Genomic DNA, 25,813 nt, shown 5'->3' on the forward strand with positions numbered 1-25,813 from the left:
TAAATAAGGAATGTTATTTATTTCCAGTTCACTATCAGGAAGTTGTAAAATTTACAAAATCATTAAATGGCAAATTCTATTCAAAGGCGACTTGTTGAAGTCACTGTACAGGCTGTTAAAGCGCTTTACAATGCAGATATTTTAGAACATCAAATTGCTTTACAGGCGACTCGAAAGGAGTTTGAAGGGCAAATTACAATCGTAACTTTTCCCGTAACTCGCTTTTCGAAATCGTCTCCAGAGCAGACAGGTAAAGAGATCGGTACCTATTTGCAACAGCATATTACTGAAATATCAGACTTCAATGTGATAAAAGGCTTTTTGAATATTGTGCTTTCCGACGACTATTGGGTTTCCTTGTTGAACGAAACGATTGTTGCCAAAGATTTTGGTGTTTTCCCAGCGAATGGAAAGAAATTGATGGTTGAATATTCTTCGCCAAATACCAATAAACCATTGCATTTGGGGCATATCCGAAATAATCTGTTAGGTTATTCCGTTGCTGAAATCTTGAAAGCTTATGGTTACGAAGTCATCAAGGCAAATTTGGTGAACGATCGTGGTATACATATTTGTAAATCCATGTTGGCTTGGCAGAAATTTGGTGCAGGAGAGACGCCTGAATCTACTGGAATGAAAGGTGACCACCTTGTAGGGAAATACTATGTAGTCTTCGATAAGGAATATAAGAAAGAAATTGAAACATTGAAAGCCGAAGGGCAGTCGGAAGACGAAGCAAAAAAGAATGCTCCACTGATGAAAGAGGCTCAGTCTATGCTTCAGAAATGGGAGGCAGGAGACGAAGAGGTTATTACGCTTTGGAAAACGATGAACAGCTGGGTCTACGCTGGTTTTGAAAAAACCTATAAGCAATTGGGCGTAGACTTTGATAAATATTATTACGAATCCGATACCTATCTTTTAGGTAAAGATATTATTCAGGAAGGACTGGACAACGGTGTTTTCTTTAAGAAAGAAGACAACTCCGTTTGGATAGATCTGACTGATGAAGGACTGGACCAAAAATTGGTACTCCGTGGCGATGGTACTTCAGTTTATATTACACAAGATTTAGGTACTGCGCAGCTTAAATATGATGAGTTCAAAATGAGTGAATCTATTTACGTTGTCGGTAATGAGCAAGATTACCATTTCAAGGTTTTGTTTTTGATCCTCAAAAAGTTGGGTAAATCATGGGCTGACGGTTTGTTCCACTTATCTTATGGCATGGTTGACTTACCTTCGGGTAAAATGAAATCACGTGAAGGAACAGTGGTGGATGCTGATGATTTAATGGACGAAATGCTTAAAACAGCACAGGAGCGTACAGAAGAACTGGGGAAAACCGAAGGTCTAGCTGAAGACGCCAAGGCTGCACTTTATAATACCATAGGGATGGGAGCATTGAAGTACTTTTTATTGAAAGTAGATCCAAAGAAACGTCTATTGTTTGATCCAAGCGAATCTGTAGATTTTCAGGGCCATACTGGGCCTTTTATCCAATACACACATGCGCGTATTAAGTCTGTTTTGAGTAAAGCTGAATTTGATGCCAATAACCCTGTTTCGGTACTGACATCCATTTCGCCTTATGAACGTGATTTGATTCAGCAGTTGGGAGCATTTCCTGAAACTATTGAAGCGTCTGCACAGGAATTTAGTCCGGCGCAATTGGCAAATTACATTTATGAGGTTGCCAAGTTATATAATAAATTTTATCACGAAGAGAGCATATTAAAAGCCGAAGCCAATGATGTAAAGAATTTTAGATTACATCTGTCTGCTGCTGCAGCGAAAGTTATCGCCAAAGGAATGGGTTTGTTGGGTATATGTGTGCCAGAAAGAATGTAACGATATGAGGAAGATTCGTGTTGGCCTTATAGGCTTTGGTATTTCAGGACAGGTTTTTCATGCTCCTGTCATGCGCTCGATTGCGGCATTTGAACTTGTAAAGGTTACTGCGCGTAAGGCTGAGCAACAGGCATTATTGAAAGAGCGCTTTCCGCAAGCTGAAATCGCTTTGTCTGCTGATGAAATTTTTGCTGATGATACGATCGAGCTGGTCGTGGTAGCGACTTCTAACGATATGCATTATCCAATGGCAAAACGTGCTTTGGAGGCAGGAAAACATGTCGTTGTTGAAAAACCGTTTACAAATACGGTAGAACAGGCAGATGAGTTGATCGCCTTAGCGAAAGAAAAGAATTTGGTGCTTGCTCCTTATCATAATTTGAGATTTACTTCGGATTTCCGTACACTCGTAAAAATCATAAAGGGGGGACGATTGGGTAGGATTGTAAATCTGGAATCGAGATTTGATCGTTTCCGGAATTATTTGCGACCAAATGCCTGGCGTGAGGAAAATCTACCTGGATCGGGTATATTTTACGATTTAGGCCCACATCTGATCGATCAGGCTTTGCAGTTATTTGGAAAGCCGAATGCTGTATTTGCAGATCTTGCCGTACAACGTGATCATGCAAAGACCATTGACAATTTTGACTGTATCTTGTATTACGATAACCTGAGAGTATCGCTAAAAGGGTCAATGCTTGCGAAAGAACCGACCCCACGATATCGCCTTTTTGGTATGAATGGCAATTTTGTGAAAAATGGCGTTGACCCCCAGGAGGCATTATTGCGTGATGGTAAGTTCCCTGATGAAGACCCAAATTGGGGTGAAGAGGATCCAAGTATTTATGGTAAACTAAACATTGTCGAAGATGGCAGAGATGTAGAGGAAATTATTGCGTCAGAACGTGGTTCATATCCCGATTTTTATCAAAATGTTGCGGATACTATTTTAGGTCAAGCTACCTTAATCGCTTCACCGGATCAGGCTCGAGATGTGATTCGTATCATCGAGCTTGGCTATCAGAGTCAATCAGAACGACGCGTCATTTCAACTGAAGATCAATTGATTGCTTATTAATATAAGACTGTGGATATATACGATGCTATTATCATTGGTGGTGGTGCCTGTGGTTTAATGTGCGCAGCACAAGCAGGATTGCTGGGAAAGAAAACGTTGCTATTGGAGCGTAATGATAAGGTAGGGGCAAAGATCTTGATTTCAGGTGGTGGAAGATGCAATTACACAAATACCGGAACTACAATTGCTAATTTTATCTCTGAAAATCCAGATTTTTTGCACGGGATATTTAAGCAATGGACCGTCGAGGATACCATCGATTTTTTCGAAGCATACGGTATTAAAGGACAGGAAAAGACCTTAGGACAGCTGTTTCCCGAAACCAATAAAGCCAAAGATATCGTTGCGATATTTTCGAAAATTCTTTATGAAACTGAACAGGATATTGCGCTCAATACGCTTGTGAAATCCGTGGAAAAGAGCGCCAATGGATTTATCGTTCAGGTAGAGAACTCAAAAGGAGAGTATCAGTATGAAACTAAGAAACTGGTGATTGCCTCAGGAGGACTGCCGGTTCAAAAACTAGGCGCTTCTGATTTTGGATTACGTGTTGCAAAGCAGTTTGAACTAGAAATTGTGAAAACCGCTCCAGCACTGGTACCATTGACAATTACTGGTAAAGATGCGGATTGGTATACTTCCCTAGCCGGCAATTCGGTATTTTCGAAAGTCTCCACAGCCAATATGTCTTTCGAAGAGAATATATTGTTTACGCACTGGGGGTTGAGCGGTCCAGCAATTCTTCAAATATCAAGCTATTGGAAACCAGGACAGGAGATCACAATAGACTTGCTCCCAAATTTTAATCTGGAACAGCTGATCAAGGAAGAGCGGCAGCAGGGTGGGAAGCGATTGGTCTCACAATTGCTGAATGACTATTTTAGTCGAAAATTGGTGGATGCGCTTGGCAAATTCCTCGTATTGGATATCAAAATAGCATCTTTGAGCAAAGCCGACGCTAAGTCGATTGTAGATACGGTTCATCGTTTTAAGGTCAAGCCCGCAGGTGATAAGGGCTATGATAAAGCCGAGGTGATGCGTGGGGGTGTTGCTACGGCGGAACTGCAGGGCAAAACATTAGAATCCAAGAAAATATCCGGCCTTTATTTTGGAGGTGAGACTGTCGATGTGACGGGCTGGCTTGGCGGATATAATTTCCAATGGGCTTGGGCAAGTGGTTATGCGATTGCGCAAGCTATTTAGAGTCCATCAATCCGATATCAGTTGGTTGCAGTGCAGCGGTGTTTTAAAAATACAGTGATTACCTGTTTACTAACAATATAGCCTATAAGTTTCAGGTCAATCTCTGGTTTTACCGAAAAATGTTTTGAAGTTGAACTGAGGATCGATCAGAAGCTCGATATAATTAAATCCAGACTTTTACGAAAGACGGTTAGAAGCTCAGTGATTCTATGCAGTATCAGTTGACTTTTCCGACCGATCAGGATATAATTGAGCTGCTGCAACCAAACGTTGCCTTATCCGACTTTGTAAATTGCGTGGAGCAATCACCTTGATCGCTTCACCAAATCCTAAAATTTCCCGCTCCAGTTCAAAGTTCAGGACAACATCAATACGAATTAAAAGGGAGCCGTCGTCTTTTTTATCTAGAATCTGCTGAGAAGGATGGATCGGTTTGGTTTCTACATAAGGAGCATTTCTTGCATTTATTTCCAGAATAACACGATGGCCACGATCTTTATGCGTTTTTGAGACACCGATCGTGTCGGAAAAGTAACGTTCAAAATCTATCCCTGTATATTCTTTATACGAATTTTTTCCCATTTCCTCTATTGTTTCGATCCGATCTAAAGCAAGTGTCATTAATCCCTCGCTTTTTCTGTGGTGCCCAATGAGAAACCAACGGTTACGGTATTCTTTTAATAGGTAGGGGGAGAATACCAGATCTTGTTTTTGTAGGGCTTTAAAAGATTGATAGCCTATCAGAAGAGGTGTTTTTTCGCGAATGGCCTGATGGAGCTGGCTAATAAACGATAAGCCTTTCAAAAGATTATTGCTCTCCATTTGGATAATGGAAGGTTGATTGTCTTTTTTAGTATGAATACTATCCTCAAGTCGTGCGACAATATCGCTCATTTCATCAAAACTCGAAAAGCCACTGACATGTTTTAAGACCTCTACAGCTTCCTTCATTTTTTGCATATCGCCGACTGAAATAGGCGAGTTGCTTATACTATAATTTGGGTCTTCGTAAGTATAAAACTTACGATGAGTGACAACAATAGGCGCATTATAACCTAATTTATTACTCCGCATCAACTGTATATCGCCTTGAACAGTGCGTTTACTAATGCCATTTTTGATGCCTTCAAATTCATAAAGAGCATCAGAAACCTTTTCCATTAAGTCTTCTAAAGTCCACTTACGATGTCTTAACCGAAGACAGTTATCTATTGTTTTGTAACGGATCAGTGCGAGTTTGTTTAATGCCATGTTTTGTTGAAGCAAGTTTAGATGAAAATACAAAACTTTATGTTATCTACGCAAGAGTATTGCGTAATTTTTGTAATGCGTAAAGCCTTATGCCCAGCTTTGTTGAAATTGTAAAGAAATTGGCTGTTTATCCAAGTAAAATCGCTACTTTTGCGCAGAAGCAAACTGGTTCTATCGCTGCTCTTTTTGGGAGGAGAGGAAAGTCCGGGCAACATAGAGCGACACGCTTCCTAACGGGAAGGATGTTATTTTAAATAGCAGACAGAAAGTGCCACAGAAAATATACCGCTTTTCGGAGTAAGGGTGAAAACGTAAGGTAAGAGCTTACGGTCTTGTATGGTAACATATATTACGGTAAACCTCGTGTGTTGAAAGACCAAATAGGTTGCGAAATCCGAAGGCTGCTCGTCTTCTTTCAATTTATTGGAATTCGTAATGGGTAGGTTGATTGAGTTTGTCAGCGATGGCAAATCTAGATAAATGATAGAAATTCCACTTCGGTGGTCTACAGAACCCGGCTTACAAGGTTTGCTTCTTTTTCGCTAATTGCTAAAAAAACCTTATATTGATTTCCGTAATTGAAAATAGCATAACGCTGAATTTATGAGTACAATTTTAATCATTGACGATGAACGCGCCATCAGAAGCTCTTTGCGTGATATCTTAGAATACGAAGATTATACGATTTTAGATGTTGACAATGGTCGTGATGGATTGGAGATCTTAAAAAAAGAAAAGGTCAACTTGGTTCTGTGTGATATCAAGATGAATAATATGGACGGGATGGAAGTGTTATCTGAGGCACATCAGAGTAGTCCAGATATTCCTTTTATAATGATCTCTGGTCATGGAACGATTGAAACCGCGGTTGAGGCAGCAAAAAAAGGAGCTTTTGACTTTTTGGAAAAACCACTGGATCTAAACAGATTGCTCATTACGGTTCGGAATGCGTTGGATAAAAGTTCTCTTGTCACTGAAACCAAAGTATTAAAACGTAAGGTCAGCAGCTCAAAGACCAAAGATATATTAGGGGAGTCGGGTGCAATTAAACGTATCAAAGAGACGATAGATCGTGTTGCTCCAACAGAAGCGAGAGTACTGATTACTGGTGCAAATGGTTCAGGTAAAGAACTTGTGGCTCGTTGGTTGCATGAGAAATCAAATCGTTCACAAGCGCCGTTGATTGAAGTAAACTGTGCTGCCATTCCCTCGGAATTGATCGAATCAGAATTGTTTGGACATGAAAAAGGATCCTTTACTTCGGCAATTAAACAACGTATCGGTAAATTTGAACAGGCGAGTGGCGGGACATTGTTTTTGGACGAGATAGGTGATATGAGCCTTTCCGCTCAGGCCAAAGTGTTGCGTGCTTTACAGGAACATAAAATAACCAGAGTTGGTGGTGACAAAGAGATTGATGTCAATGTACGTGTTGTAGCTGCGACCAATAAAGATTTGTTAAAGGAAATTGAAGACGGCAATTTTAGAATGGACTTATATCATCGCCTCTCGGTGATTTTAATCCATGTGCCAGCGCTGATAGACCGTGTTGATGATATTCCATTGCTTTCAACAAACTTTTGTGAAGAAATATGTATGGAATATGGTATTCCAGTGAAGGAAATCACAAATGCAGCGATGAGAGAATTAAGCCATCTTCCATGGACAGGAAATATTCGTGAATTGCGTAATATGATTGAACGGCTTATTATTTTGAGTGATAAATCTATTACCGATAAGGATGTTGTCGCATTTGCTAATCCTTCACATGAACCGGTCAATGGAATTGCCCAAGAAAAGGGAACGGTGAATTACGGACTAGATATGGATTCGTTTGATTCATTCCAAGATTATAAGGATCATGCGGAAAAAGAATTTATAAAATATAAATTGGAGAAAAATAACTGGAATGTTTCCAAGACCGCAGATGATCTGGATATACAACGGAGTCATCTCTATAGTAAGATTGAAAAATTTGGTCTCAAAAGAGACTAGCAAAAAACAAGGGCTTCCAAAAGAAGCCCTTGTTTTTTATAACCTTTGTAATAGTTTCCTTGTATTCAATTGAAGAAACACTGTTGAAATGATCCCTCGTATCAATTAAGTGATCATTTTGTTAAGCGGAGCTTCTATTGCAATATTGCTTTCACATTAGCTACTGAAATTTCAGTATAGTTTCTGATATATGTATCACTAACAGGAAGTTCCTCTTTTTTGTGGGTTGATAATACTGCAACGACCTTCATTCCCGCATTTTTGGCCGCTGTAATGCCCGAAAAAGAATCTTCAAACACAATGCATTTTTCAATTGGCATACCCAGGTTTTCCGCTGATTTCAAATAAACTTCGGGATGAGGTTTGTGAAGTTTTACATCTTCACTGCTCAAAGTTGATGAGAAAAGATTCCGGATCTTTAGTTCATCCAAAATCAGATCCATATTTTCTTTAGGAGCCGATGTTGCCACCGCAAGTTTGAAGCCCTTGTCTTTTAAATCTTTCAGAAATTCGATCAAGCCTTTAATAGGGGCAACATGTTCTTTATAGATTACCCTAAAAAGCTGCTCTTTTTCAAACTCAAGCGTACGTAATTCTTCAGGAGAGATCGGACGTTGAAAAAAATGTTGCATGATATAGCTGTTGTGTTTGCCATACATATGCTGTTCGAATTCTTCTTCAGTAGCCTGCTGTACGTTATGGTTTTTAAAAAAAGCTCTGAAAGCTTCTGCATGAAAGGGATTGGTGTGGCTTATAACCCCGTCCATATCAAAAATTGCCGCGTATTCTGTCATTTGGCTAATATACAATAATTGCTTTATTTGATTGTTTGGCAACTTTCATATTCTGGTAAATATTTTAAGATGATATTACAATATGCTCAGATTATAACGTCCTTTATCGGAACCACTCACTTCTTTGTGAAACTGAAAGAAATCCTCATAGTTGCTTGCAGGATAATTTCCTTCGAAGAGCTCCAGTTTTCGATACGTGAAAAGTTTATTTCCTTTTATCTCCGACTTAAATTCATATTTACCAAATGGTTTTTCGATAACCTTTTGTTCCGGGGTTATTGTTTTTAAAATATTATTTGGCAGTGCAATGCTAATGCTGTCAATGTCAATATATCCACGTTCTATAAAAATATCTTCTGTACGGTTTTTATTCTCAGATATGCTGGATTGTGTATTAAAAATATTGGGCTGAATCAGCATCTTATTGCCGTTTTTTACCGCATAGTTTTTAATGGAAATTGACAGATTCTCTTCAATAAATGGTTTGTCTTGTTTGTGTTCAGTGTATTTTACCTGTTCAAAATCAATGTTGTCGATATTATAATATTCTGCCAGCAGTTTAGTTTTTTCATTATTGCTTGCCAAAAGAATTTCCATATGATTTTCATACTGCGTACCATAAAATTTGGTGTTTAAGGAGCCTTTTATACTCCCATCATCGGATAGGCTAAGATCGGCGTTACGAAGCTGAAGATTGATGGCATTGCTATATTTTGGCGTATGCATAATCACACCGCCATTTTCGGTACAGGCAATGACATCTCTGTCATCTGTAAAATTGCTTAGGAACCCAAAAGGTAGGTTCTGGCTGGTACATTCGAGCCAGGTCGTGTCATTTTTGAATGGCAGGCATAGGATTGCATGGTTGCCGTCCTGTACATTTGCAAATGTTTTATGAAAATTCTCCTTGCGTTTACCCGCCTCAACCATACAATAGTAAGAAGGTATACCTACAGCAGATAACATGCTTCCCATATAATTGACCAAAGCTTTACAATCACCATAGCCTAAACGGTCAACCTCGGATGCCGGGAAAGGCTCAAGTCCACCAATTCCAATCTGAATACTGATGTATCTCGTGTTTTTTTGCAAATAGTCATAGAGGATCTTCGCTTTTTCTTGATCCGATGAGGCGTTCTTTGTAAGTGATAAGAACTTCTGTTTTGAGGCTTCAGTAAGATCTTGCTTTTTGCTTAATAATTTAGTTGAAAACCAGTCACCATACTCTTTCCAATCACTAAAATTGCCTTCTTTTCCATAATAGACAAAGTTTTTGGGAACGATCAATACGCTTGTTCTCTTTAGATTGGGATTGGGGCTATAGGATTCCTCTTTTTTAGCAGGAATTTGTTCTGCACTCCAGGTTTTACTGACTGTTTTGTCGGTTTTCTCCTCTTTGATATTACCTTTATAGTTTTTTGACTCAATACGGAATTCACTGCCGATCGGAGTGATAAATTGGTAACTGCTTTTTTCAACGGATACATTGTTTGAAACTTCCGGAGTCCATGAAGGAATGATTAAGTTTTGTTTATGCCTTACTTCGTATTGATATTCGATGGTATAGGGGTAGCTATGATAATCCGGGATATAGACCTTCATCCTCGAATCAGCAAACATTGTACTGTTGTCGACTGCACTTACATCCTTAAAATCCTTGGTTGCAATTTTTTTCTGCAATATCCCCATTTCATTATAGATCGCACCCTTTATGCTTTTGATCTCATTTGATTTGTTATAATGTATCGGAAGGGCGGCATAGTAATCCCCGTTTTTATTATAAACGGTAATGACACGTGTGACCGTTTCAGTAACCTGCTCAGGGGATTTTACTTCCACCACAGTTTTATCATTTCGGACTGTTGCTACTGCCCGGCTTTTTAGCGCACCTGGAATCTGAGCAATATCGTAGTTTTCCTGAGCAATTGCAGCAATTGGAATCAGGAAATAGGCTAAATTGACAAATAACGTTTTCATTTTTTTGTGGTTAATCTAATGTCTAATTTCTGCTGTTGTATAATGCGTGAATAGAGCTCTTTTAAAGAGAAATATTCGTCTACCGTAAATATTGGTTTATTAAAACTGAGGCTCCCCATAACCTCTAGTTTGGTGCCAGTTAGCTGTGTTATGTATTTATATCTTGCAGCGGACTCAGGAAGAGCCAAAGATATATTTTGTGGTTTATCGGTTACTTCGTATTGTTGTGGGATTTCCAATTGGATATTATATTGGAGCTTAGACTTAAATCCCATATCTACCGGATAAGTACGATCTTGAATTTTAAACGGATTATAGGAGATGCGATCTATGACGTTTGGAGCAAGCGATAATATATTACTCTCTTGCTGTTTATTAACATCTAACGTAATATCAAACGTCTCATTTAGTACCTGATCGAGTTCGTTAAGATGTTCAATTTTCGCATTGGTAAAACTGATGTTGGGCATCTCTTCATCCAGTTTTTCCCAATATTCTTCGAGAGAGTTGAATTTGGCAATATGTTGCCTTTTTAAAAGCGCTTTATTACCTTGACTGCTGATGATAAGTGTACCTTTAATTTGACCTTGATCATTCAGTACGCCCGTCAACGTATAGTATTGTTCGGATATTTCCTCGGAAGCTAGGGGGAACCAATCTGAACTCTTTTTGGAGTATATGATTCTGCCACGCTCATTGAGACATTGCAATGGCAATGAGCCAAAGGGCAGATAGCTGTTCGATGCGTCCAATTTGTATTTGATTCCATCGATGTCCACACAGGCAATTACATAGTCAAAATCAGATAATACAGGAAACAGCGAATTGGGGTTACCATTTCGTCTTGTTGATAAAATAATTGGATAAGCATCTAAATCCGCAGCTTGTAGGGCGGTAATCAGCGATAAATTTATATCACCAATATTACCAGTTCTTTTTTCTAAGGCTTTTTCGATTCCATTTTCGGAATATTTTCCAACATAGTTATTCCATTTTATCTGTTTCTTGATGTAGTCGTAGATTTTGTTGGCCTTTACCAATTTCGAATCGTCTGGAGATAAAAGCGTTGACAGTGTAGTTTTAAATAGATCTGTTTTTTTCAATTGTCCACCAAAGGTCTTCTCATTCATTAATTCTGTGTCAACATCTTTCCATGTCTTACTAAATGTTTTTTTGACACCAGTGCTTGGATAGAATATGGATTCGAGCTCGTAATATATTGCGGATTTAAAATTTTGGGGAGAAGTCATAAAGTCTTCTTCAACAAAAGCTGGAATATTGGACATCGCATAGGTGAGCTTTGAACAATCCATTCTTACTCCATCCAAAAAAAGATATTCCTTTAAAACTTCTCCTTTTTTTTGGTCATCAAGTTTATAGGGACCACGCAATACCACATTATAAGTAAAAGATGCCGGTATAATAGCAATGTATTGGCTATGTAATTTGGGTATATCATCCTGAAATTCCCATGTCTTAAAATTAAATAGATCCTGTTCGAGCGTTCGATACGACACTTCTATGATGGATCCTTCTTTAATATTTGGAAGTGTGAATTTATTCAGATCAAGGTAAGTAGAGTAATTTTCTTTAAAAACCTTTTTACTTTCAAGTTCCGTTCGAATGATCTGTCCGTTTTCCATATTGTAGGTAACAGCCTTTAATTCGTCCAGGTGGTCACGGATATAACTTCCTCTTTTATAGGAGGGGATTTCGAAATTGGCTTTTTTAAAACCCTCTTTATTATTTATACGAATGAGGACATGGTATTCGTGCATTAATTTTATCCGATGATCATAGTCATCGACGAAAACTGAGCTTTGCCCAAATTCTTTTAGGACAATAGCATTTGCATTGCTATCGAGTGCTGTAGTTGAGAAATCTGAAATGTTTACTCTACCAAAATCGAAATTCTGTCCAAAGATGTTCGAACAAAAACAAAATATTAAAAATAGCGTTAAAAAATGGCGCATAACTTAGGCGTAATTTGTATACGAATATAAGTTTTTAGCCAAAATTAAACGATACCTCTAAAAAATATTATTTATCTAATTATTTGTCTATTTGTAGTAGATTGTCAATGACTTCGGTAATATTATCAATATCCTCCCCATCTTCTAACATTGAAAATGCGAGGTAAGTTGCGTAGATCTCAGGACTAAACTTAACATGTTTGTCTGAAATGAACTTATCAATCTGTTGTTCATTGCATTCAAAATTGATGCTTTGCAATTCATTGAACAGGTTTGTTGAGATAGTCTGGTGGTTTTCTCCACAGGCAAATCCTGCGATAATATGGAATAGAAATTTATCGGTTATTTCATCATCTTCCTTTTTGAACATAGCACGAATATGCTTATAATCGAATTTAGTTTTTGCACTATTGACTATAGTGTCCCAAATCTGATACTCCGCTTTTGTCTCCATAGCTCACTTTAAATTTATATTGGTATAAGCAATATACTAAAAATAATTCTATTCTAAGCAAGGATGACGACAAGATTTCTCTGAAAAAGACATACAGGTTGTATCTCTTTTCTTCCATCTGAGCGTAGGTTAAGACTGTAGAAGTTTGAAAACCATTTCACCCAACAGGCAACCCAATATAATTCCAAAAAGAATGGATAGACTTACTTTGAACCATACAGGGCTTGTTTTTAATGCTAATTTCATGGTACAAAAATGGGTTAAAAATATCCTTTTGTAAAGAAATTTAGCGAGGAAAAAGCCTCCTGTAGTGATATGATGACAAGAGATTTTAGGCTTTGTGGTATGATAATTGAAAATTAATATTTGAATTCGATTTTTTTAGTAATTTAAGTCGGAAAATGAATTTTTGGAAAAAGCCTGATTTATAATTATGATGACACGAATAGTATTGACAGTATTTCTATTTTCAATAGCAAAGATGGGACTGGGACAACAGCTGAATATTGATAAGATCCGGAAAGATTATGCGGAGGCAGTAAAGGACGAGGATCTGTGTGAACGTAATTTTGAAGTACTCGATGACGGGGCTAAATCCACTACAGAGAAGGTCTATCGTGCCGCCTATGAGATATTAATAGCAAAACACATGGGCAATCCATTTAAGAAAGTAGGTCAATTTAAAGAAGGTAAGAAGCATCTGGAGGAGTTGATCAAAGATAACCCCAATCATATTGAAGCAAGGTTTATTCGATGGAGTGTACAGGTTCATGCACCGTCTTTTTTGGGCTATAAAGATAATATCATCGAAGACAAAAACTTCTTGGTCAAAAATCTCCATAAGTTGCCGAATGAAGAGGCAAAATCAATTATTTACAATTATCTGAAAGGGGCTAACCCTTATTTGAAAGGTGAGCAGATATTCACTAATGTGGAGTTAAAGGAGTTAGGACAATAGACGTTAAAGGATGTTAATTTGATAGGATACTATTTTTTTGGCTGAAATATTGCTTTATCTTGGTTCAACGAATTAATTCAACATCTACAAAATTAGAATGCTATGAAAAATATAGTTTTTCCGATGTCCATACTGACCGCAAGTTTATTTTTTACGGGATGTGGCGTCAGTAAAAAAACATATGTAGGTTTGCAGACAGAGTATAAAAACTTGCAAACACAGTATCAGGATAGTCAGCTTCAATTGACTGAAAGTCGGTCACGGATTAAGAGTTTGGAAGATCAATTAGCTTCAGAAAGACAAAATAATGCTGATCTTAAAGCTGCTTATGCTGCGTTGCAAGGTTCTTTGGATAAGAGTATCAATCAAAACTCACAGGGAAATGTCAATATTTCCAAGCTTGTTGATGAAATCAATGCTTCAAATAAATACATTAAACACCTTGTTGAGACCAAGAACAAGTCTGACTCGTTGAATTTGGTATTGACAAATAATCTGACCCGCTCACTGAGTCGTGAGGAATTACAGGAGGTTGATGTGCAGGTGTTAAAAGGTGTCGTTTATATTTCACTGGCAGATAATATGCTATACAAGTCTGGAAGTTATGAAATCAGTGATCGAGCTGATATGACTTTAAGCAAAATAGCCAAGATTATTCAAGATTATAGAGATTATGAAGTGCTGATAGAAGGTAATACGGATACAGACCCGATTTCGAAACCAAATATTCGAAACAATTGGGATTTAAGTACATTGCGGGCATCTTCTGTCGTTCAGGCATTACAGACCAAGTATGGTGTTGATCCGAAGCGACTGACAGCCGGTGGTAGGGGAGAGTATAATCCTGTAGCTGACAATTCAACGGCTCTTGGAAAACAACGCAACCGGAGAACACAGATTATTATTACACCTAAGTTGGATCAATTTATGGAATTGATTGACAAAGCTCCAGAGCCGACTGAGGTTACACCAGCACAATAATGAAAATTAGATAAATAGCTGTCACCTCGATATTGTGTATAGAAAAAAATCCTTTCCAAAAGCTGGAAAGGATTTTTTTTATCCAAAGAATTTAGTCGGATCAAAACCGTGTTCTTTTAGTACATCGTCCGGAACACCATTCCATACGCCTGGTTTGTTGCCAGCATATCCGATATCTTTGATGCCAATTTCGCTGGTATAGAATCCAGAAGACGTCAGGTTGCGCATCAATGAGAAAAATGCTGCTCCTTGCTGCATTTCAGGTTTTGCCAATTCAGGATAGGCAATTTCATCAATGAGTGCGAGCTGATCCTTTGTATCGCATTTTATAAATACATTACCATGCCGTCTTTTAGTCTGAAGGTCAAGCCAGCGTAGTCCACCGCGCATAGGGATTTTATTGTCGGGCAAATCCTTTACTATAAACTCGATAAAATCCGGAACACCCGCCTCGGAGGCGCTGCCTGATTTGCTGTCTTTTGGAATAATGATGTCGGCTAAAACGGTAATCGTTGCCATTTCATGTTCATCAAAAAACTTTTCTTCTTTTAGCCGAGCTGTCCGTTCATATTCAAAATCTTGGACACCGGGTAGTTTATCAGCATTTGCTGCTGTTGCATTTTTGGCGTCTTTTGTGTTACAAGCTGCGGTTAAAAGACCTGATCCAGCAGCAATAAAGCCTAATGCTTTTAGCGATTCTCTTCTATTCATGCTTTAACCATTTAATTTTTTCTTTTCCTGCAATATATATTCTGCGGTACGCATCGACAGCGCTAAAATTGTCCATGTAAGGTTTTTATCTCCTTGTTGTACAAATGGTCCCGCATCAACCACATAGAGGTTTTTACAGTCATGTGCCTGCCCCCATTTGTTTAATACCGAGGTTTTCGGATCGTTACCCATTCTGGTGGTGCCACCTTCATGAATAATTTTTCCGGGAGCCTCCAAACCATATAAGGTGTCGGCACCTGGAATTTTTGATGTGATGACAGCACCCATTTCATGCATAATAGATTGGAATGTCTCTTGCATATGCTTTGCTTGGGCGATTTCTTCATTTGCCCATTTGTAATTAAAACGGAGTACAGGGATACCAAATTTATCAACTTGGCTCGGGTCAATTTCACAGTAGTTATCTTTTCTTGCCAATGCAGTGCCACGTCCGGCCATACCAACATTTGCGCCATAGTAACTACGGTAATCTTCTTTAAGCGCTGTGCCATATCCACCCTTTGCTTTTGTTTTTCCGTCGCCCCCTTTTCCGGCGTCATTTACTTTTGGTACCCAGTTTAGGAATCCATAAGATGGCATATGTAGACCGCCACCATATTCAATATGGTATCCTCTCGGGAAATTCAGTTTCGCGTTGTCTTCCCACCAAGGTGAATAGATATGGACACTTCCAACGCCGTCTTCGTTATATCTTTTGCGGTCGAGTAATTGTGGTAAATAACCAGAGAGACTGGCTCCAGTGGAGTCATGTAGGTATCTGCCGACCAAGCCGCTGCTGTTACCAACACCACCCGGATGTGCTTTAGATTTTGAATTTAACATAATCCGGGCGCTTTCACAGGCACTGGCTCCAAGAATTACAGTTTTTCCTTTTACTGTATATTCCTGTAAATCTTTTGTGTCAACATAGGACACACCGATAGCCAATCCTTCGTCGTTGGTCAATACTTCTCGTACCATTGCATTGTCGATTACCTTTAAATTCCCTGTTTTCATTGCAGGAATGACCAAGCAGGATGAGGATGAGAAATCGCCATATACTTTACACGCACGACCACATTGGCCACAGTAGAAACAAGTGCCTCGGTCTTTAATATCTTTGGATACTTCGGTCAGCACGGCACCCCGCCCCGGAATGACTGGTACACCCGCTTTCTTAGCTCCTTTTGCAATATATAGTTCATTAAGACGAGGCTTAGGGGGTTTCATAAAAATACCATCAGGTTCATTATGTATACCCTCGGCTGTACCATAAATACCGATCATACGGTCTACGCGATCATAAAATGGTTTGACTTCATCATAAGTGATAGGCCATTCATCGGTGGTACCATCTTTCGGTTTGAAATCATCTGGACCCATACGCAATGAGATACGGCCCCAGTGATTGGTTCTACCACCAAGCATTCTTGCTCTAAACCATTCGAATTCGGTTCCACTAACTTTACTGTAAGGTTCTCCTTCTATTTGCCAGCCACCAAAGGCCGCATCGAAATCGCCAAAAGGTCTTGTTGTACCAGCTCCTCTCCGTGGTGATTCCCAGGGCCAACGTAACTGCAACGAATCTTTTGCGGGATCGTAAAATGGGCCAGCCTCCAGCATCAATACTTTGAGACCCGCATGTGCGAGGATATATCCGGCCATACCTCCACCTGCACCTGAGCCTACGACGATAGCGTCAAACAATTCGGGATTCTCTTTAATTTGATAATTTGACATAATTAAATTGAGTAATTAATTGAAAAGTCTGCGAGATACATTTTTTTAAGAAATTCTATATCTGCGGGAAGGTTCAACTAATTGATGGTTATTGTTTCATGTTTAAAATCATCGTGAATATATTGATAAAATTTTATTTTTTTTCAATTTAATTTATCGTTTTAGCATTATTCTAAATAAAGAATAGGAGATTGTTACAAAACAATGTGTAGTTTGCTGGAATGACACTCGATTGGTTGAGTACGCTGAGATAAAAATTGAGCCGATATCAAGGTATCAGAAATATCGGCTGTTTTTGTTTTACCTAATTTTTTAAGCTGATCCTTCTGTCTATGCCGATATCATCTTGAAACATTTCATCATGGGAGATGACAAGGAGCGTGCCTTTATAATGTTGAATCGCTCGGGTAAGGATACGAATGTTTTGAATATCTAGATTATTGGTAGGTTCATCTAACACAATAAGATCCGGAGCCTGTTGTCTAATCGTCAAGCAGCATAGGATCAGACGCATTTTTTCGCCACCACTTAAAAGTTGACAAGGCTTGTCCCAGTCATCCTTCCCAAATAAAAAGCGGTTGAGTCTGATTTTGATCTCATGTTCTGGTAGCGATTCACTATTATAATATTGAGCCTGCTCATAAACACTCAACTGGAGGTCAATAAGCGAGTACTCCTGGTCGAGATAGATAGCGCTAAAGCGCTGTCGCTCAACCTGACCTTGAGAGGGGCTGAGCTGACCTAACAGGATTTTGATCAATGTGGTTTTACCGGAACCATTTTTTCCCTGCAAGATAATACGCTCCCCGCTGAATATTTGCAGATCAATATTTTCCTGCCAAAGCTCATCTGTATTGTATTTGAAATTGATTTTGGTCGCTTTTATCATACTTTTTCCGCGTGGGAAGTCGCTGTTTCCCAAATCAATTTTCATTTCATCTAAGGCAGCTTTCGTACCTCTAAGTTCTTGCAGATTGGATTTCATATCTCCAATTTTGTCCTGATGGACACTTTTGATTTTGGCCGTACTTTCTTCGGCATTATTCCGTAGTGTATTCATCATGATGCGGGCAACACCTGCTTTTTCCTGTTTTTTTTGACCACGATTGTTTAATCTGTTTTGCCGTTCAATCGTCTCTCTTTCTTTCTCTTTGGCTGTTCTGATCGCTTTTTCCTGATGATGGATATCCTGCTCTAGCACATTGCGTTCTATTTCTTTTTGAGATTCATAAAATGCATAGTTTCCACCGTATCGTTTTATACCCCTCGGCGTCATTTCTAGTGTGTCCTCCAATAGATTGAGCAGTGTTCGGTCATGGCTGACAACAACAATGGTTTGTTTTGAAGACTGTATCCATTGATAAAGCAGCTTTTTACTGTCCATATCCAGGTGATTGCTGGGTTCATCCAACAGGATAAGCTCACATTCGTGAATTTGGATCCCTGCCAACAAAACTTTTGCCTTTTGGCCACCACTGAGATCCGACATTTTCTGCGTCAAATGAATTTCGGGCAAATTCCAATACCCAAAAGCCTCTTGACAGCGTTCTTCCAGCGTCCAGTCATCTTGAAGGATATTAAAATTTTCCTCTGAGGCATTGCCGGCTAAGATGGCATAAAAAGCATTTAGTTTTTTGTCAATGCGAAGAGCCTGTGCGACCGTTAAATCATCGTATTGCCCGGTAATTTGTGGTACATAAAAAGGGCGGGTATCACTATGCATACCGCCTGTTGTGGTTAATAGATCTCCGGCGATAAGGCGCAATAATGTTGATTTACCAACACCGTTGTTGCCAATTAATGCTATTTTCTCGTGTGAGTTGATTGTTAGACTTATGTTTTCAAACAATAAATCTTTATTCGGATGTATATAGGATATCTGTTGTAATGAAATCATGCTAAAATTCTTTATAATGTTAAAAACAGGCCATTTCGGTAAGTTATTTACCGTTGGTATTTATTACGCTCTAAAGAATCTTAATCTTACATACAGTTTTTATTTGAGTTTAAGAGCTACAAATATACCAGTTTATTTCTAATCTCAAAACAGCTGTTTTATCTATAGTCAAATTCCTTAATGTTTAAAAACAAATTCGTATAAAAGTGTCCCAAATTTTGAATGTAAATTATTGCTATTTGCGTTGAACAAATCGTAATTTTGAAAAAAAACATGGTGAATAAAATACTTATTATCGATGACGAGGAGAAGCTTCGTAAACTGCTTGCTAAGATCATCAGCTTGGAGGGTTTTGAAGTAATCGAAGCTGCTGATATCAAATCTGGTTTGAAAAAGCTTGATATTTTCGACATCGATGTAGTATTATGCGATGTTAAGTTGCCTGATGGTAATGGTGTAGAGACTGCGAAATTGATTAAGGAACGCTATCCAATTGTTGAAATCATATTATTGACTGCCTATGGTAATATTCCGGATGGAGTTCAGGCGATTAAAAATGGTGCTTTTGAGTACATTACCAAAGGTGATGACAACAACCGGATTATTCCTTTACTCTATAAAGCCTGTGAGAAAGTAGCGCTGGCACGAAGAGTAAGACAGTTGGAGAAACAATTAGGGAATAGGCTTTCATTTGACAAAATTATAGGGCGTTCTGTTCCGATTAAATCGGCCATTGCGCTTGCGCAAAAGGTATCCGTAACAAGTACGACTGTCCTACTAACCGGAGAAACAGGAACTGGTAAGGAGGTGTTTGCACAAGCGATTCATCAGGCCAGCCCACGTAAAGAGCGTAGTTTTGTTGCCATTAATTGTGCGGCTTTCACAAAAGATCTACTGGAAAATGAACTGTTTGGACATAAAGCAGGGGCTTTTACAGGAGCGACAAAGGACCAGCGCGGTCTATTCGAAGAGGCTCATTTGGGAACTATTTTTTTGGATGAGATCGGCGAGATGGCGATTGAACTTCAAGCCAAAATTCTACGCGTACTGGAGACTGGCGAATTTTTAAAGGTAGGTGATTCCAAGCCAACAAAAGTGGATGTCCGCATTATTGCTGCAACAAATCGGGATCTTGAAGCTGAAATTGATTCAGAACATTTTAGAAGCGATTTATTTTATAGATTGTCAGTCTTTACGATTCAGCTGCCACCCTTACGTGAGCGTGTTGAGGATATTCGATTGCTGGCTCAATATTACGCAGATATTTTTGCGGCAAAATCGAATATCAAACCGCTAAAAATGACTGCGGAATTTGTTGCTGCTCTCGAACGGAATCCTTGGCGGGGAAATATCCGTGAATTGAAAAATGTGATTGAACGTAGTGTCATACTGAGTGAAGATGGACAGCTTGATCTGAGCAGTCTTCCTTTTGGAATGAATAGTTTGAAATCGGAACAAGCGCTGTCTTCCGGTTTTTCCATGGCAAATATAGAACGTCAACACATTCAGCGTGTATTGCAACATACAAATGGGAATAAAGCTGAAGCTGCTCGATTGCTGGAGATCGGTGTAGCAACATTGTACCGGAAAATTGAGGAGTATAAAATGCAATGATCTACAATAGATCCTGCGGCATGTCAGCCAGCGGCCGCAGGATTGGCAACCCGCTAAAGTTTTATCTCGTTATCATCAATGAGTTTAGCATCCCGTGTATTTTTCTGAACTGCGATCGCAGAGAATATACTTAGCGAAAAAGACATGGCGTAGAATCCTTTTTCGCTCAGTAGCAGATCAGCATTCCATAATCCGATAATCAATAAGACTACTGCAGCAATTGTTGCAAACCAACTTAGACCATAGTAAAGTTCGGTTACAGCAAGTCCTTCAGCTTTATCTCTGACACTTTTTTGAACAGAAATAACAGCAAATAGGGCAAACAATAGAATGGTAAAATAATATCCCTTTTCATTGAGAGTCATAGTCGCATTCCATAATCCGACACAGTAACCAATAGTTCCTACCAATAGAGCTGTCCAGGATGCGCCAATGAAGGCTCCTGTAGGTTTGAAAGGATTTCTTGTGTTCGAATCCTTTTTTGAAATTTTTTCTTCAATCATGTTTTTTAGCGGTTCCATAATTTTAATTTTTTATTGTTGTTTTTGTTATTTGTTGATTCAAATATCAGAAGTATTCAATAGGATATAAAATCAATTTGTTGAAAATACTGATGATATATTTTTATTTATTAAATTTGATTTTATGCTAAATTTGACGATATGGATTCAATTGTAGAGCTTATTAGCGTATTAGATAATGATGATATTAAGGACTTTAAAAGCTTCCTGAAAAAGAAAAATAAGCGGAATGATGTCAAGAATATCAGGTTGCTCGAAATTTTAGAAACTGATGATATAAATAGATTAAAAAAACTTTATGGGTCTTCAAAAAATAAAGACGCTTATCATGCATTAAGGAAAAGATTACATGATAGCCTACTATTGTTTATTTCAAATAAAACATTTGAACGAGATAACAGTGAGGCGCATGAAGCTTTGAGACTGCTTATTGTTGGACGTTTTCTGTTGGAGAATGATCTGATAAAACCTGGATTTAAATGCCTTCAACGGGCCGAACAAAAGGCTTTACTTCTGGAGCAGTTTAGCTTGCTCAATGAAATTCTGCAATTGAGGTTGCAATATGCATATTTGGAATCCAGACCTAATTTAGAATTGTTGATCGATCGTTTGACGACAAATCAACATAAAATGCAGCAAGAGGTGAAATTCCAAATTGCCTATGCATTTCTAAGGGTCGAATTGCAAGATATCCATTTGAAGGGAAAGATCGTTGATCTAAATCGGTTGGTGATCGATACAATTGGTAAGTATGATATTTCATTGCGTCAACTGTTGTCTTTTAAGTCGCTATATCAGCTATTGTTTATCGCCAATGAGTATGCTACGATACATCAGAATTATGCCTTAGTTCGGTCGTTTTTGAAAACAAGTGATGAATTTATAACAAGGCAAAAGGTAAATTCGGTGCATCACCTGTTTTACTATCTACATATTCTCTATTACCTTGCTAATTTCAATTTGCGGAATGGATTATTCCACGAAAGTTTAGCGTATTTGGAGCAGCTGCTTGCTGGTTGTTCTCCGGGGAGCGTTCTTCGGGTTCAGTTTCATTTACGTTATTATTTGCTCAAGGCGCTAAATTACCATTACATCGGAGAAGGGGCAAAGGCACTCGCTATTTTACGTTTAGGGATCCAACACTCGACATTGAAGTCCAACGAGACTGATATTGCGGACCTGCAATTATGCCTGGTTATGTTTCTGACACAATTTCAAGATAAACTTGCATTAACAGAATTAAGAAAGTTGATTCGAACGGATGCTTGGTATGAGAAGAAAATGGGCATGTTATGGACGATTCGTAAGAGCTTGCTGGAGATATTGATCCATATTCAGTTTGCGGATATTGATCTAGCAATTTCGCGGGTGAAAAGCTTTAGACGTCGGTACAAAAAATACCTGGAAACCGTGCGGGAAGGTCGGGTTGTTAATTTTTTAAGACTGGTTGAAAAGTATCTGCAAAATCCATCGGTCGTAAAGAATACTGTTTTTATAGCCGATATAGAGGCGATGGTCGATCACGCAGAAAATCAGGATTTATTTGTGCTGGGGTTCATCGCTTGGTTAAAATCCCTGGTTACATCGGAAAGCCCCTATCAGGCTTTATTGAGCTTGGTTAGGAAATCGGAGCTGAAAGATGATTAATAATAAATGTTTAAGATAATTTGTTTTGGGGAGGAGTCAATAATAGGCTGCAGTCTTTCGTAGAATTTTACGCTTACCATTGGGCAACCCTGACTTAAACATATTGGAGCAATTTGTTCATCATGGGGCATGCTATCGTATTTATGTAAAACGATGGTTCTACTATAGGCGTTGCTATTGGAGGCTTCAAGCCCATATAACTTATAAGCTTTTCCGAAGCGACCGTTATAAGATGTGCCGATCGAATACATGCCCAATGAGGTCGCATAGGAGTTGTCCTGATTGCTGAATTTTAATCTGCCGGCTTTTCCGGTTTCCGAACCTGAACCATGGGCTACTAAACCTTGATCCAGGATCCGGTTGTTGTTGAGATCAACAACGAAAAAACGATTCCTTCCAGAAAGCTTCTTCATGTCGAGAAGAAAAGCGATGTTCTTATTGTATTTTTTATCCTTTTTAACGAGATCTTTGACCCGATCGAATGCGTCAATATACCGTGCTGAGTCTGATGCCGCAGTGTTGTTGGTATTGTCTGCAGCAAATGTGTGCTTTCGGGAAACTTTGAAAGCGATCAGACCGATCCCGATCACAATAATGAGCAGAATGAACTTATTCATTTATTAGATTGGCTTTTTTGTTCAACAAAGTATGCATATTTATTTTTCAATCGCCTATTGTTTTTATTCTATTGTTTTATTAAATCGCGCAAAGGATTTCCAATATTTATCTTTATAGATAGCATAGTCGATTTCAAGCCTATTTTGATATTGTGCAATTAACTGATCTATTATTTGGGATGATTTTCTGAATTCTGTACAGGCCAGGTAAACTTCCCGTATGTTGTCCGCAGTTTCTCGTCCAATATTGAGATAGCCGATATCATGTGGAAGGCTAGCCATTAAGTCGTCTTCGAATTTATCCATTAAATCGTATGTCGTCTGGTCAGGCATACCATTGGTCGAAGTTCCATCGTAATTGATCCGCAATGTTACGATCCAGGGGTGTGACACCTTTCCGTCCCAGTCCAAAAGTGTTGTATTTATTATGGCCAAGATAGGCAGATCGTTTTGCATCATGCCCTCAAAAGCGGTGTAGGAATCATTTTCGGTTTCATGCCTGACATCCGTATATTTTTCCACAAATTCTTTTTCCCGCCATATCAAATAGTCTTTTAATTTGATCAATGGAATGAGTTCTCCCGCTGCCTGGTCGCTGGAGGTGACGTTTAAATTGTCAATGGTGATGATTGAGTTTAGTTCGCCAATATAATTATCTAAGAATATTTCAACTCCATGAGCGATGTTGGCTTTGTCTTCTTCCGTGTAATTGGGGTGTACAATCACAATATCGACATCATCCGGACGGTATTTGTGTTCAATGGGGTAAAAATACATGTCATTAATGTCAAAGGAAAATCCGTACATCGTTATTTTGAATTTTTCCATGTCTTCGATAGCCGGCTTTAAGGCGGTAAATTTCCAATTTGGGAGTGTAGGAGCTGAGTTGATCAAGGTTTCGACGAACGCGATATTTTTCACAACCCCATCGGGGGTAATAACAAGCTCAGCAATATCATCGCTGTACATTCCAGTTAAAAAATAGAGTTCTTTTCGAAGCGCGTCAATTTTTGGGGAGAGCTTGCTAAAAAAAATCTGATCAATGTGATCCCCATTTTTTACAATTTGAAAAAAGGTTTGTTCGTTTTTTGCAAACCAATTCCAAAAATCCTGTATGCTATCTTTTTTGTTTTCTTTCTTTCCAAAAATATTGTTAAAAAACCCCATAGTTACTATTTATTCGATTGGAACCCTATATCGTATGTAAGACCTGTTACACCTTTGCTTTTAAAATTAATGATATAATTATGATCCAACAAGTGATTCGCTGTTTAAAAATTATGTGACAAACAATTGGTCAAGCAGTTTGTTAAGGATAGTATTGGAAAATATAAATTAAGATGGAGCAGCTGAAATACCCATGACTGAGGGTATAGACAGATTTGCAAAAATATTTGGTATATTTCAATTGACGTTTAAAAAAAACAAACCGAGTGTATGGCATTTGGATATTGCAGTGAGAATAGATGCTTATACCGCGGAGAGCTCGTGAATACTATAATCAGAAAATAATTGATGAACAAATAATTATTTAAATATGAAATTTAACAAATTAACATTTTGCCTTTTGGCAACATCTGCAGTACTTTCTTTTTCTGCATGTAAATCGGGGTTATCGGATGATAAATTAGAGGAAAAGATCGAAAATGCACTTACGGGACGTAAAACTGTTGATGTTGAGGTGGAAAAAGGAAAAGTAATCCTTAGCGGCACTGTAGCGTCAGAGGAAGAAAAACAACAAATTGAATCGATCGCAAAAACAGCAGGGGATAAGGATGTCAAATCTATTCAAAATGATATTGTTGTAAGTGCACCTGTTGCAACAACACCGGCACCTATTACAGTATCAAATAATGATGCTACACTTGGCGCAGCTGTAAATACGTTTATGAAAGATTTTCCATCCGTTCAGGCGAGTGTTAAAGATGGAATTATTTCGGTAACAGGAACGTTGGAACAGGCAAAGATTGTTACGTTGAAACAAGGTTTGGATAATCTAAATCCAAAAAAAGTGGATTTGAGTGGTATTGTTGTAAAAAAATAAAATAGCAAAAATTATGTCATTACAAGAAAAATATAAAGTTCTTTTGGATACTGCGCAATCTTCAGGAGTTAACGATCTGAATTACGCTGAAATGGATGGTGTGCTTCAGATTAGGGGTACTGCGCCTACCGCTGATGTGAAAAATAAACTGTGGGAAATTTATGGAAATATAGATCCCAACTTCCAGACCGGTGATGTCGTTTTAAATGTTGACGTGGCTACAGAGGTGCCCGGAAGCCAGGTGAAGGTAATCACAGAGAATAGCAACTTAAATATTCGAAAAGGCCCAGGAACTGACCAACCTATTGTAGGAAAAGCAGCGAAGGGTGAAATTATCACATTGATCAGTAAAGCAAATGAGCAATGGTGGTTAGTGCGGACCAACGATAATGAAGAAGGGTATTGCTATGCGCAATACCTTGAGTCTGTCTAATACGATCAGTCCCTGAATAAAATATAAGGAGATCTATCTTAAGGATATTTCTCCTTTTTTTGTCCTTATGC

General features: G+C 38.5%; 21 protein-coding genes and 1 other RNA gene. 11 read left to right on the top strand and 11 right to left on the bottom strand.

Features of this window, described 5'->3' with window-relative positions; genetic code table 11:
* The first annotated feature begins 66 nt into the window (after positions 1–66).
* From argS to M2408_RS06975, 3 genes are read left to right on the top strand one after another with little or no spacing between them, the layout of a single operon-like run.
* Positions 67–1,851, top strand: coding sequence for an arginine--tRNA ligase (gene argS, locus M2408_RS06965; RefSeq protein ID WP_259180380.1), 1,785 nt, complete (start codon positions 67–69; stop codon positions 1,849–1,851).
* 4 nt (positions 1,852–1,855) lie between these two features.
* Positions 1,856–2,932, top strand: a complete 1,077-nt coding sequence (locus M2408_RS06970) for an oxidoreductase (protein WP_259180381.1) — start codon at positions 1,856–1,858, stop codon at positions 2,930–2,932.
* A gap of 15 nt (positions 2,933–2,947) precedes the next feature.
* Positions 2,948–4,135, top strand: a complete 1,188-nt coding sequence (locus M2408_RS06975; RefSeq protein ID WP_259181126.1) for an NAD(P)/FAD-dependent oxidoreductase — start codon at positions 2,948–2,950, stop codon at positions 4,133–4,135.
* A 207-nt stretch (positions 4,136–4,342) separates the two neighbouring features.
* Here M2408_RS06975 and M2408_RS06980 read toward each other — a convergent pair whose 3' ends face one another.
* A complete protein-coding gene (locus M2408_RS06980) occupies positions 4,343–5,386 on the bottom strand; it encodes a YafY family protein (RefSeq protein ID WP_259180382.1) in 1,044 nt (347 codons plus the stop codon).
* 158 nt (positions 5,387–5,544) lie between these two features.
* Between M2408_RS06980 and rnpB the strand changes: the two genes are divergently transcribed.
* Both rnpB and M2408_RS06990 read left to right on the top strand, forming a co-directional pair.
* Positions 5,545–5,924, top strand: an RNA gene (gene rnpB / locus M2408_RS06985) — RNase P RNA component class A.
* Positions 5,925–5,989: 65 nt separating this feature from the next.
* Positions 5,990–7,381 carry a sigma-54 dependent transcriptional regulator gene (locus tag M2408_RS06990; RefSeq protein ID WP_259180383.1) on the top strand — a complete coding sequence of 464 codons (1,392 nt, stop codon included), beginning with the start codon at positions 5,990–5,992 and terminating at the stop codon, positions 7,379–7,381.
* A gap of 134 nt (positions 7,382–7,515) precedes the next feature.
* Here the strand turns inward: M2408_RS06990 and M2408_RS06995 are convergent, their stop codons facing one another.
* The 4 genes from M2408_RS06995 to M2408_RS07010 all read right to left on the bottom strand — a co-directional run bounded on the left by M2408_RS06995 (position 7,516) and on the right by M2408_RS07010 (position 12,579).
* On the bottom strand, positions 7,516–8,175 hold the full coding sequence (locus M2408_RS06995; RefSeq protein WP_259180384.1) for an HAD family phosphatase: 660 nt from the start codon (positions 8,173–8,175) through the stop codon (positions 7,516–7,518).
* 75 nt (positions 8,176–8,250) lie between these two features.
* Complete coding sequence (locus tag M2408_RS07000) at positions 8,251–10,152, bottom strand: DUF3857 domain-containing transglutaminase family protein (RefSeq protein WP_259180385.1); 1,902 nt, start codon at positions 10,150–10,152, stop codon at positions 8,251–8,253.
* On the bottom strand, positions 10,149–12,125 hold the full coding sequence (locus tag M2408_RS07005; RefSeq protein WP_259180386.1) for a DUF3857 domain-containing protein: 1,977 nt from the start codon (positions 12,123–12,125) through the stop codon (positions 10,149–10,151). Before M2408_RS07005 ends, M2408_RS07000 begins: the two co-directional genes overlap by 4 nt.
* A 79-nt stretch (positions 12,126–12,204) precedes the next feature.
* Positions 12,205–12,579, bottom strand: a complete 375-nt coding sequence (locus M2408_RS07010) for a hypothetical protein (protein ID WP_223582293.1) — start codon at positions 12,577–12,579, stop codon at positions 12,205–12,207.
* A 433-nt stretch (positions 12,580–13,012) separates the two neighbouring features.
* On the opposite strand from M2408_RS07010, the gene M2408_RS07015 reads away from it, so the two are divergent.
* Complete coding sequence (locus M2408_RS07015) at positions 13,013–13,537, top strand: hypothetical protein (protein WP_259180387.1); 525 nt, start codon at positions 13,013–13,015, stop codon at positions 13,535–13,537.
* Positions 13,538–13,639: 102 nt separating this feature from the next.
* On the top strand, positions 13,640–14,518 hold the full coding sequence (locus M2408_RS07020) for an OmpA family protein (protein WP_259180388.1): 879 nt from the start codon (positions 13,640–13,642) through the stop codon (positions 14,516–14,518).
* 78 nt (positions 14,519–14,596) lie between these two features.
* On the opposite strand, the gene M2408_RS07025 is transcribed toward M2408_RS07020, so the two are convergent.
* The 3 genes from M2408_RS07025 to M2408_RS07035 form a co-directional block, all read right to left on the bottom strand.
* Positions 14,597–15,229, bottom strand: coding sequence for a gluconate 2-dehydrogenase subunit 3 family protein (locus M2408_RS07025; protein WP_259180389.1), 633 nt, complete (start codon positions 15,227–15,229; stop codon positions 14,597–14,599).
* 3 nt (positions 15,230–15,232) lie between these two features.
* Complete coding sequence (locus M2408_RS07030) at positions 15,233–16,969, bottom strand: GMC family oxidoreductase (RefSeq protein ID WP_259180390.1); 1,737 nt, start codon at positions 16,967–16,969, stop codon at positions 15,233–15,235.
* Between the two features lie 304 nt (positions 16,970–17,273).
* Positions 17,274–18,866 (bottom strand): ABC-F family ATP-binding cassette domain-containing protein, encoded by a 1,593-nt coding sequence (locus M2408_RS07035; RefSeq protein ID WP_259180391.1) that lies wholly within the window; start codon positions 18,864–18,866, stop codon positions 17,274–17,276.
* Between the two features lie 273 nt (positions 18,867–19,139).
* Here M2408_RS07035 and M2408_RS07040 point away from each other — a divergent pair, with 273 nt between their 5' ends.
* A complete protein-coding gene (locus M2408_RS07040) occupies positions 19,140–20,480 on the top strand; it encodes a sigma-54 dependent transcriptional regulator (RefSeq protein WP_259180392.1) in 1,341 nt (446 codons plus the stop codon).
* Between the two features lie 53 nt (positions 20,481–20,533).
* Here M2408_RS07040 and yiaA read toward each other — a convergent pair whose 3' ends face one another.
* Positions 20,534–21,001: an inner membrane protein YiaA gene (yiaA, locus tag M2408_RS07045; RefSeq protein ID WP_259180393.1), complete on the bottom strand. Its 468-nt coding sequence runs from the start codon at positions 20,999–21,001 to the stop codon at positions 20,534–20,536.
* A gap of 141 nt (positions 21,002–21,142) precedes the next feature.
* Here yiaA and M2408_RS07050 point away from each other — a divergent pair, with 141 nt between their 5' ends.
* Positions 21,143–22,648, top strand: a complete 1,506-nt coding sequence (locus M2408_RS07050) for a hypothetical protein (RefSeq protein ID WP_259180394.1) — start codon at positions 21,143–21,145, stop codon at positions 22,646–22,648.
* On the opposite strand, the gene M2408_RS07055 is transcribed toward M2408_RS07050, so the two are convergent.
* Positions 22,645–23,265, bottom strand: coding sequence for a murein L,D-transpeptidase catalytic domain family protein (locus M2408_RS07055; protein WP_259180395.1), 621 nt, complete (start codon positions 23,263–23,265; stop codon positions 22,645–22,647). The genes M2408_RS07050 and M2408_RS07055 overlap by 4 nt on opposite strands.
* A gap of 63 nt (positions 23,266–23,328) precedes the next feature.
* Positions 23,329–24,432, bottom strand: a complete 1,104-nt coding sequence (locus M2408_RS07060; protein WP_259180396.1) for a DUF695 domain-containing protein — start codon at positions 24,430–24,432, stop codon at positions 23,329–23,331.
* Positions 24,433–24,802: 370 nt separating this feature from the next.
* Between M2408_RS07060 and M2408_RS07065 the strand changes: the two genes are divergently transcribed.
* Both M2408_RS07065 and M2408_RS07070 read left to right on the top strand, forming a co-directional pair.
* Positions 24,803–25,309, top strand: coding sequence for a BON domain-containing protein (locus tag M2408_RS07065; protein WP_120260657.1), 507 nt, complete (start codon positions 24,803–24,805; stop codon positions 25,307–25,309).
* A gap of 13 nt (positions 25,310–25,322) precedes the next feature.
* Positions 25,323–25,742, top strand: a complete 420-nt coding sequence (locus M2408_RS07070) for an SH3 domain-containing protein (RefSeq protein ID WP_120260658.1) — start codon at positions 25,323–25,325, stop codon at positions 25,740–25,742.
* Positions 25,743–25,813: the final 71 nt, after the last annotated feature.

Origin of the sequence: Sphingobacterium sp. BIGb0165 (genome assembly GCF_024810095.1) — a bacterium.
GTDB lineage: Bacteria > Bacteroidota > Bacteroidia > Sphingobacteriales > Sphingobacteriaceae > Sphingobacterium > Sphingobacterium detergens.

Coding starts and splice junctions, on each gene's coding strand:
- argS (WP_259180380.1), top strand. CDS start 67: ATGGCAAATTCTATTCAAAGGCGACTTGTTGAAGTCACTGTACAGGCT.
- M2408_RS06970 (WP_259180381.1), top strand. CDS start 1,856: ATGAGGAAGATTCGTGTTGGCCTTATAGGCTTTGGTATTTCAGGACAG.
- M2408_RS06980 (WP_259180382.1), bottom strand. CDS start 5,386: ATGGCATTAAACAAACTCGCACTGATCCGTTACAAAACAATAGATAAC.
- M2408_RS06990 (WP_259180383.1), top strand. CDS start 5,990: ATGAGTACAATTTTAATCATTGACGATGAACGCGCCATCAGAAGCTCT.
- M2408_RS06995 (WP_259180384.1), bottom strand. CDS start 8,175: ATGACAGAATACGCGGCAATTTTTGATATGGACGGGGTTATAAGCCAC.
- M2408_RS07000 (WP_259180385.1), bottom strand. CDS start 10,152: ATGAAAACGTTATTTGTCAATTTAGCCTATTTCCTGATTCCAATTGCT.
- M2408_RS07005 (WP_259180386.1), bottom strand. CDS start 12,125: ATGCGCCATTTTTTAACGCTATTTTTAATATTTTGTTTTTGTTCGAAC.
- M2408_RS07010 (WP_223582293.1), bottom strand. CDS start 12,579: ATGGAGACAAAAGCGGAGTATCAGATTTGGGACACTATAGTCAATAGT.
- M2408_RS07015 (WP_259180387.1), top strand. CDS start 13,013: ATGATGACACGAATAGTATTGACAGTATTTCTATTTTCAATAGCAAAG.
- M2408_RS07020 (WP_259180388.1), top strand. CDS start 13,640: ATGAAAAATATAGTTTTTCCGATGTCCATACTGACCGCAAGTTTATTT.
- M2408_RS07025 (WP_259180389.1), bottom strand. CDS start 15,229: ATGAATAGAAGAGAATCGCTAAAAGCATTAGGCTTTATTGCTGCTGGA.
- M2408_RS07030 (WP_259180390.1), bottom strand. CDS start 16,969: ATGTCAAATTATCAAATTAAAGAGAATCCCGAATTGTTTGACGCTATC.
- M2408_RS07035 (WP_259180391.1), bottom strand. CDS start 18,866: ATGATTTCATTACAACAGATATCCTATATACATCCGAATAAAGATTTA.
- M2408_RS07040 (WP_259180392.1), top strand. CDS start 19,140: ATGGTGAATAAAATACTTATTATCGATGACGAGGAGAAGCTTCGTAAA.
- yiaA (WP_259180393.1), bottom strand. CDS start 21,001: ATGGAACCGCTAAAAAACATGATTGAAGAAAAAATTTCAAAAAAGGAT.
- M2408_RS07050 (WP_259180394.1), top strand. CDS start 21,143: ATGGATTCAATTGTAGAGCTTATTAGCGTATTAGATAATGATGATATT.
- M2408_RS07055 (WP_259180395.1), bottom strand. CDS start 23,265: ATGAATAAGTTCATTCTGCTCATTATTGTGATCGGGATCGGTCTGATC.
- M2408_RS07060 (WP_259180396.1), bottom strand. CDS start 24,432: ATGGGGTTTTTTAACAATATTTTTGGAAAGAAAGAAAACAAAAAAGAT.
- M2408_RS07065 (WP_120260657.1), top strand. CDS start 24,803: ATGAAATTTAACAAATTAACATTTTGCCTTTTGGCAACATCTGCAGTA.
- M2408_RS07070 (WP_120260658.1), top strand. CDS start 25,323: ATGTCATTACAAGAAAAATATAAAGTTCTTTTGGATACTGCGCAATCT.